Here is a 7,062-nt window from a genome sequence, read left to right on the forward strand (position 1 = left end):
GGATTAAATAGAAAACCACTGTACCTTTCTGATACAGCGATCACTTTGAACATTGACCTTGCCGCGGACCGTACAAACTTTCTGCCCCTGCCACGGAAGGAATACACGGCGACGAAGGTCATTGACAACTTCGCGGCCATGACCGAATGGCGCTATCATCTCTGGGATATAAATATGCTGGCCAGATTGCCAGTCAGATAAAGAAATTTCCCGCACTCCAGATAACAACTCATCTCGGCTTTGCTCAGACAAAAACGCCCAATTACAAAATGCAATTGGGCGACCTTGTTCATCTTCGTAATAGCAAAACTGGTTTAGCTCAAACGCAGGCATAATACGTTGCTGCCATTCAGCAACAACGTATCTGCGATGAAGAGGTGAATGCTGACTTAACAACATCACCCCTCCGATTATTTTTTGAATTTGCGCTAACGTAAGATTTGCTGATTGATATGCAATAGACATATGCCCAATATCACCAAATGCAGTTGCTATTTAACTTTAGAAACTCGCTTTTTTGGCGCAGTTTTTTCTTCCGTTGTTCCCTCTTCAGCCTGAGGGTCAACCGGTTCACTTGATGGTAAAAAACCCGCTGCAACTAACTTGTCAAATTCAGCTGACATGCGAGGATCTTCGAGCATGTTTTTAACCATGGAAACCATATACATAAAGCCAGAAGCTGGCATATGAACCACTTGTTTAAGCTCAAGGTCATCATCATTTTCAGCCATTACGCCACTAGCCATATTTTTTTGGTCTTGACCTACGAAATAAAGGGAAAAAACGCCTTTATTATAATTAACACTAGAAATGGTTTGAACAAACTTCTCTGTCATAAAATAAAATCTCAAAAATTTAACAAAACAAAATGAAATGAACCTTAATCGCATTTAATTGCGAAAAAAGAAACTATAATTGAAATAAATTGAATTGTTAATAGAAACAATTAAATTTAAATCAAAAAACCAAATTAAATTAAAATTAACTCAATAAAATCAATAAGATACAATGAAATTAAATATAAAAATAAAAATAAAACGAAAACTTGCTGGAAAATATATCAAATGCTAGTATAAAACCTCTAAAAAATCTAATTAGAATGCAAAATGACAGCTAAAGAAACAATGATAATATTATGCATAAACCTTCACCTGAAATTAATTGAAGATGGCAAAAAGGACATAATCAATGGGGAAAGCGACATATCAAAAATTAAAGAAATGAATTATTTTGATTTTATTAAAAAAATAGAAAATGAAAAAGAAATCAAAGTATCAGCTAAGTTTTCACAATTTAAAAGTCTAGATAAAGTAAAAACTCCTTCGATTCTATTCGATATGGAAGGTTTACCATTAACTTTAGCAAAATCTAATAAAGATAAGTGTTTAATACAAAGACCTAATAAAGAAACTCCTGAAATAATTTCGTATAACGAACTCAATTCAATTTGGAACCACAGATGGCTGGAGATAAAACAAGCTCAATCACGTTTTGATATCGCCTGGTTCATTCCTGAGTTTTTGCAACACAAAAGAATACTCGGGGAAATTTTTTTGTTTTCTTTTGTATTGCAAATACTCGCCTTAATCTCACCGCTATTTTTTCAGGTTGTGATGGATAAAGTGCTTGTACATCAAGCTTGGTCAACCCTTGATGTGCTTGTGATAGGGCTTGTGATCACTGGCATTGTAGAGGTTCTACTTCGCGGCTTACGCGAATATCAATATGCGCACACAGCCAATAGAATTGATATTCAATTAGGACTTAAGTTAGTAAAGCACTTGTTTGGCCTTCCTTTGATGTTCTTCAAAACACGTCAAGTAGGCGCTATCGTAACTCGCGTGCGCGAGCTTGATACTGTACGAGAATTCTTAACAGGCTCGATGTTTACTTTAACGGTCGAGTTCTTGTTCATGTTTGTCTTTCTCTATGTAATGAGTTTGCTTTCACCTCCTCTCACATGGCTATTTATTGCAACCATCCCTCTTTACGTATTGCTCGCTTGGTGGCTTACACCTCGAATGCAAGCGGCGGTAGAAGAGCAATTTACGCACGCCGCTGCAAATACCTCTTTTCTCACAGAGACAGTGGCTGGCAGTGAAACTCTAAAAAGCTTAGCCGTAGAGCCTCGTTTTGTTCGCCGTTGGGACGATCAAACGGAAAAAATGGTCTCTACTGGGTACGTGGTTCAGCAACTCAACAACCGATCCAACCATGTCGTTCAACTCATCCAGAAAGTAACAAGTGTTGGAGTTCTGTGGTTAGGGGCAACAGAAGTACTGTCATTGGAAATGACTATCGGACAACTGATCGCTTTTAAGATGATGACAAACCATATAGCCCAACCTTTATCACGCATGGTTGAGTTATGGGGGCAATTTATTCAAACGCGCGTGGCACTAGAAAAATTGGGAGACATGCTTAATTTACCTGTGGAGCAGCACACAGGGAGCGATACGATTGCATTACAAGGCGCAATTTCGTTCAAAAACATCCTATTTCGTTACCAACCAGATATCCCACCGACCCTTAACAACTTGTCGCTAGATATCCAAGCAGGTGAAACATTAGGCGTTGTGGGAACATCAGGCTCAGGGAAAAGTACTCTAGCTCGATTACTGCTACGACTCTACTGCCCAGAAAAAGGGTTAATAACGGTTGATAACACACCACTTAATCAAATTGGCATCCAGCAACTGCGCCAACAAATCGGCATAGTTCTGCAAGAAAACTATCTATTTAACAAAAGTGTTTGCGAAAATATTGCCCAATCGAAGCCTGAAGCTAGCTTAGAAGAGGTTATCGAAGCGGCAAAACTTTCTGGAGCTCACGAATTTATCATGAAGCTCCCAATCGGCTATGACACGATCTTAGCCGAAGGTGGGCAGTCCCTTTCTGGCGGACAGAGACAACGCCTGGCGATTGCGCGAACTCTACTTTCAGATCCCAAAATCATGATCCTGGATGAAGCCACGAGTGCACTGGATGACGAATCACAAGCGTTGATTCAATCCAATATGGCAAATATCGCGAAGGGCCGTACGGTCATCACTATCGCTCACCGGTTATCCACCGTACGAGATTGCGACCGAATTATCGTTCTACACCAAGGTAATATCGTCGAGCAAGGTAACCATCAACAGTTAATCACATTGGGCAAACAGTACAAACAATTATGGCAACTTCAGCAAGAGCTCAAGCAAGAGGATTCAAACGCATGAAAAGTGTCATCAAGCGATTCTTAGCCAAATTTAGAATAAACCAAGCGACTGAGAAGCATTACGAATTTTTGCCTGCGCACCTCGCCTTATCACAACGTCCTCCTTCACCATTTGCTCGCATAACGGCCATCACGCTCAGCTTGGGAGTCGTTGCCGTCTTAATTTGGGCGTATTGGGGGAAATTAGATATACAAGCGACAGCTACCGGACGTTTCGTTGTCTCTGGCCGCTCACAAGTGATTCAATCTTATGAGCAGAGCCGGGTTCTCTCTATTCACGTAAAAGATGGGCAACGAGTGACAAAAGGCGCGCCGCTTCTTACTCTTGATACCCTAGGCATCAATCAAGACATTACCCGTTTAATCACTCAGTCTGAATTTCAAACTAATGACCTAATTCGATACCAATCTTTGAATAGTGGCCTGCCACTCTCTAAGGACCTATTATTTTCGGCCTTACCACTCGAACAACAAGCGTTGATCAATGAAAACTTCTTGAGTGAGAAACGTGAATATGAGTCGACCCTGGCAAGTATCAAAGCAGAAATGCAGGTCAACAAAACATCACAAGCGGCTCGTCAAAGTGACATCAACGCATTAATTCAGTTAACCGAAAATATTAGTCAGAGACTCGCGGCACGAAAAACGTTGAATCAAATAAAAGTCATTGGACACGTAGAGTATCTAGAGCAAGAAAAAGAGCTACTGGAAGTTAAGCGCCAAGTGTCGCAACAACGAGCTGAATTAGAGGTTCTAAAGTCGCAATACCATAGTCTTGAAGAAAGGCTGACGGGGTTCAAAGCACAAAAACACAGAGAATGGCTCGAAAAAAGAAAACAAGCGAAATTGCAACTCGGGGGTTTAGCTCAGGAGTTGTCTAAAGTTCGTGAGCGTGAACAGTTAGAAATCATCCGTTCTCCTGTCGATGGTACGGTTCAGCAACTCAGTATTTACACGCTAGGAGCAGTACTTCAACCAGCACAAAATTTAATGATTATTGTCCCTGAAAATGCAGTACAGCAGGCGGAAATACAAATTCTCAATAAAGACGTAGGTTTTGTTTACCCAGGACAGCCAGTGACAGTAAAAGTAGATGCGTTTCCATACACTCGTTACGGTACTATCGAAGCTGAGCTATTGAGTATTTCTCGTGATTCTACTACAGACGAACGCTTGGGGCTCATTTTCCCAGCCCAAGTTAAGCTTAAGAATAACAACATCTTAATCAACGGTAAAAGTATTGAGTTGACACCAGGCATGTCCGTCGTTGCGGAAATAAAAACGGATAAACGTCGTGTTATCGACTACCTGCTGAGCCCAATACGTGAATACCAAGCAGAATCGCTAAGAGAGAGGTAAGTATGGATATGACCTTATCAACAACGGAAAATAGCGTTTCTACCACTCAAGATGCTTCTATCAATCAGGACGCTTCTATCACACAAGATAATGGCGGAATCGACGCCGTCGTTTATGCGGGTAACTATTTCCACAAAAAGTCGACCAAGACACAGCTCAAGCATGCTTTAGGCGTCAGTCATTCCAATTTAAATGACTTGGAAATAAGGGAAGCTGCAGATTATATTGGCCTGAAAAGTCAAGTAACGAAAGTAAAATCGAACGAGCTAGATACCCTTCCACTGCCCGTTTTAATTGAAATCGACAATAGTTGGAAAGTGCTCACAAAATCAGCGGACGGTTCCTCTCTTTTATATGATCCAGCCACTCAATTGGAGCAGCAGAGTGAGCTTAGTCCGAGTAGTCACTCATCAACGTACAAGGTAATGTTGGTCGCGGATGAAAGACTAAGTAGCAAAGAAGTGAAATTTGGCCTTAGCTGGTTTGCCCCCTCTATTTGGCGTCAAAAGAGCCAAATGCGAGATGTGTTTATTTATGCTATTGCCCTTCAAATATTCGCACTGGTGAGCCCGATGTTGTTTGAAAATGTCATCGACAAAGTGCTAGTCGGTCGCAGCTTGTCCAGTTTACATGTGCTCGCCATAGCGATGCTTGCTCTTGCCATTGCAGAGCCAGCATACAGTTACTTGCGCAATACCGTATTTGGCCACCTCGCAAGTCAAGTAAATGCAGAGCTATCAGGACGCCTTTATCGCCATTTAGTCGGCCTCCCCCTCAATTATTTCAAGCAGCGTCAGACAGGACAAATCATTGCTCGAGTTCGTGAAATGGCGCAAATTCGCCAGTTTTTGACCGGTTCGACGTTGATGTTATTGCTCGATCTCATTTTTGTTACCGTCTTTCTTGCTGTTATGTTCCATTATGCCAAGACTCTGACTTGGCTAGTAATCGGCTCACTTTTTATCTATTTCTTACTTTGGCTTATTGCTGGTCCAATCATAAGAAAAAAAGTGGAATCAGAATACGAATCGGATGCCGATGCCACGACCTTTCTAACGGAAGCAGTAACAGGCATTGAAACCATTAAAACCACAGCGACTGAACATCGATTTTTACATCAATGGCAACATATCCTCAGCCAACAACTAAACCGTAGCTTTGATGCTCAAAAATCAGGACTCATTGCAGGGCAAGGCATCGGGCTGATACAGAAACTGACTGCGGCACTGCTCCTGTGGTGGGGAGTCAGCGAAGTACTTAACGGTGAGCTCACACCCGGACAATTGGTGGCCTTCAATATGTTGGCCGGCCACGTGACTCAGCCGGTACTTCGACTTGCGCAAATTTGGCAAGACTTCCAACATACTCTTATTGCACTAAAGCGAGTGGGCGATATTCTTGATGAACCAAAAGAAAATGGTAAACAAGGGTTAGCTTCTGTTCCTGAACTCAATGGAGGCATCGAATTTAGTAACATTCGCTTTCGTTATCACGAAGACTCTCCCGAAGTGTTGGCCAACTTATCGTTAGAAATAAAACCGGGCCAGTTTATCGGCATCACCGGGCCATCAGGCTCAGGAAAAAGTACCATCACCCGGCTATTGCAACGTTTGTATGTCCCTCAACATGGTCAAGTATTGGTAGACGGTATGGATCTCGCGATAGCCGACCCAATTTCGCTACGTCGCAACATGAGTGTGGTATTACAAGAAAGTATTCTTTTTTCTGGGAGCGTTGCAGAAAATATCCGCCTAAGTCAGCCTCAAGCTACTGATGAGGAAATACGCAATGCTGCGCAGCTTGCCGGTGCTTTGGAATTCATTGAAGGACTTCCCCACGGGTTTAATCAGCCCGTTGGGGAAAAAGGGGGCTCTCTATCTGGCGGCCAGCGTCAACGTATTGCGTTAGCAAGAGCCCTACTCGTTAACCCTAGGATTTTACTGCTTGATGAAGCAACGTCAGCACTCGATTACAACTCTGAAGCTGCCATCATGAGCAACATGAAAGAGATTTGTAGAGATAGAACCGTAATTAGCATCGCACACCGCCTTAACACCATTCGTCATGCGGATAATATTCTTGTTCTTGATAAAGGCCAAGTTTGTGAAAGTGGGACTCACGATGAACTGGTTGAGAAGGAAGGTCTTTATGCAAAATTATGGAAGCAACAAATTGGCGGCTGATTTATAAATTGAAATCTACGTTGTTATAAGAAATATGGATGGTGTGAGCTTTAACCATTGACATTCACTCAACCCAAAAAGTGTGTGTTGACACACTTTTTGAGCCTTTATTATGTCTTCTCGAAAATCAAAAAACGGCTTTTTCACCTTGGAACGGCGTTGTTGCCTAAATCAGTTGAACCTTTTTCGAGTCTTGCGATCTGATCCTTTATGATGGTTAGAGCGGTGGTGACATGGGTAAGGCAAAAAAGAAGATAACTAACTGGGCGGAGTACAATAAGGCTCTGTGCAAACGGGGCT

Annotated in this window: 4 protein-coding genes and 1 pseudogene; 3 read left to right on the forward strand and 2 right to left on the reverse strand. The window is 42.1% G+C overall.

The features are described from left to right. Positions 1–3: 3 nt before the first annotated feature. Together rtxC and ACED60_RS17010 are read right to left on the reverse strand one after the other, a co-directional pair. The gene (gene rtxC, locus ACED60_RS17005; RefSeq protein ID WP_032545857.1) at positions 4–465 is read right to left on the reverse strand and encodes an RTX toxin-activating lysine-acyltransferase RtxC; all 462 of its coding nucleotides are present in this window, start codon (positions 463–465) and stop codon (positions 4–6) included. 26 nt (positions 466–491) lie between these two features. Further along, on the reverse strand, positions 492–836 hold the full coding sequence (locus tag ACED60_RS17010) for a hypothetical protein (protein ID WP_017082577.1): 345 nt from the start codon (positions 834–836) through the stop codon (positions 492–494). Positions 837–1,106: 270 nt separating this feature from the next. Between ACED60_RS17010 and ACED60_RS17015 the strand changes: the two genes are divergently transcribed. The 3 genes and pseudogenes from ACED60_RS17015 to ACED60_RS17025 form a co-directional block, all read left to right on the forward strand. Further along, on the forward strand, positions 1,107–3,221 hold the full coding sequence (locus tag ACED60_RS17015; RefSeq protein ID WP_371728046.1) for a peptidase domain-containing ABC transporter: 2,115 nt from the start codon (positions 1,107–1,109) through the stop codon (positions 3,219–3,221). Then, positions 3,218–4,579, forward strand: coding sequence for an HlyD family type I secretion periplasmic adaptor subunit (locus tag ACED60_RS17020; protein ID WP_017083706.1), 1,362 nt, complete (start codon positions 3,218–3,220; stop codon positions 4,577–4,579). Before ACED60_RS17015 ends, ACED60_RS17020 begins: the two co-directional genes overlap by 4 nt. Before the next feature lie 89 nt (positions 4,580–4,668). Next, positions 4,669–6,762: pseudogene (locus ACED60_RS17025) on the forward strand (type I secretion system permease/ATPase); the annotation flags it as partial. Positions 6,763–7,062: the final 300 nt, after the last annotated feature.

It is taken from the genome of Vibrio sp. 1F279 (assembly GCF_041439815.1).
Classification (GTDB): Bacteria; Pseudomonadota; Gammaproteobacteria; order Enterobacterales; family Vibrionaceae; genus Vibrio; species Vibrio tasmaniensis_A.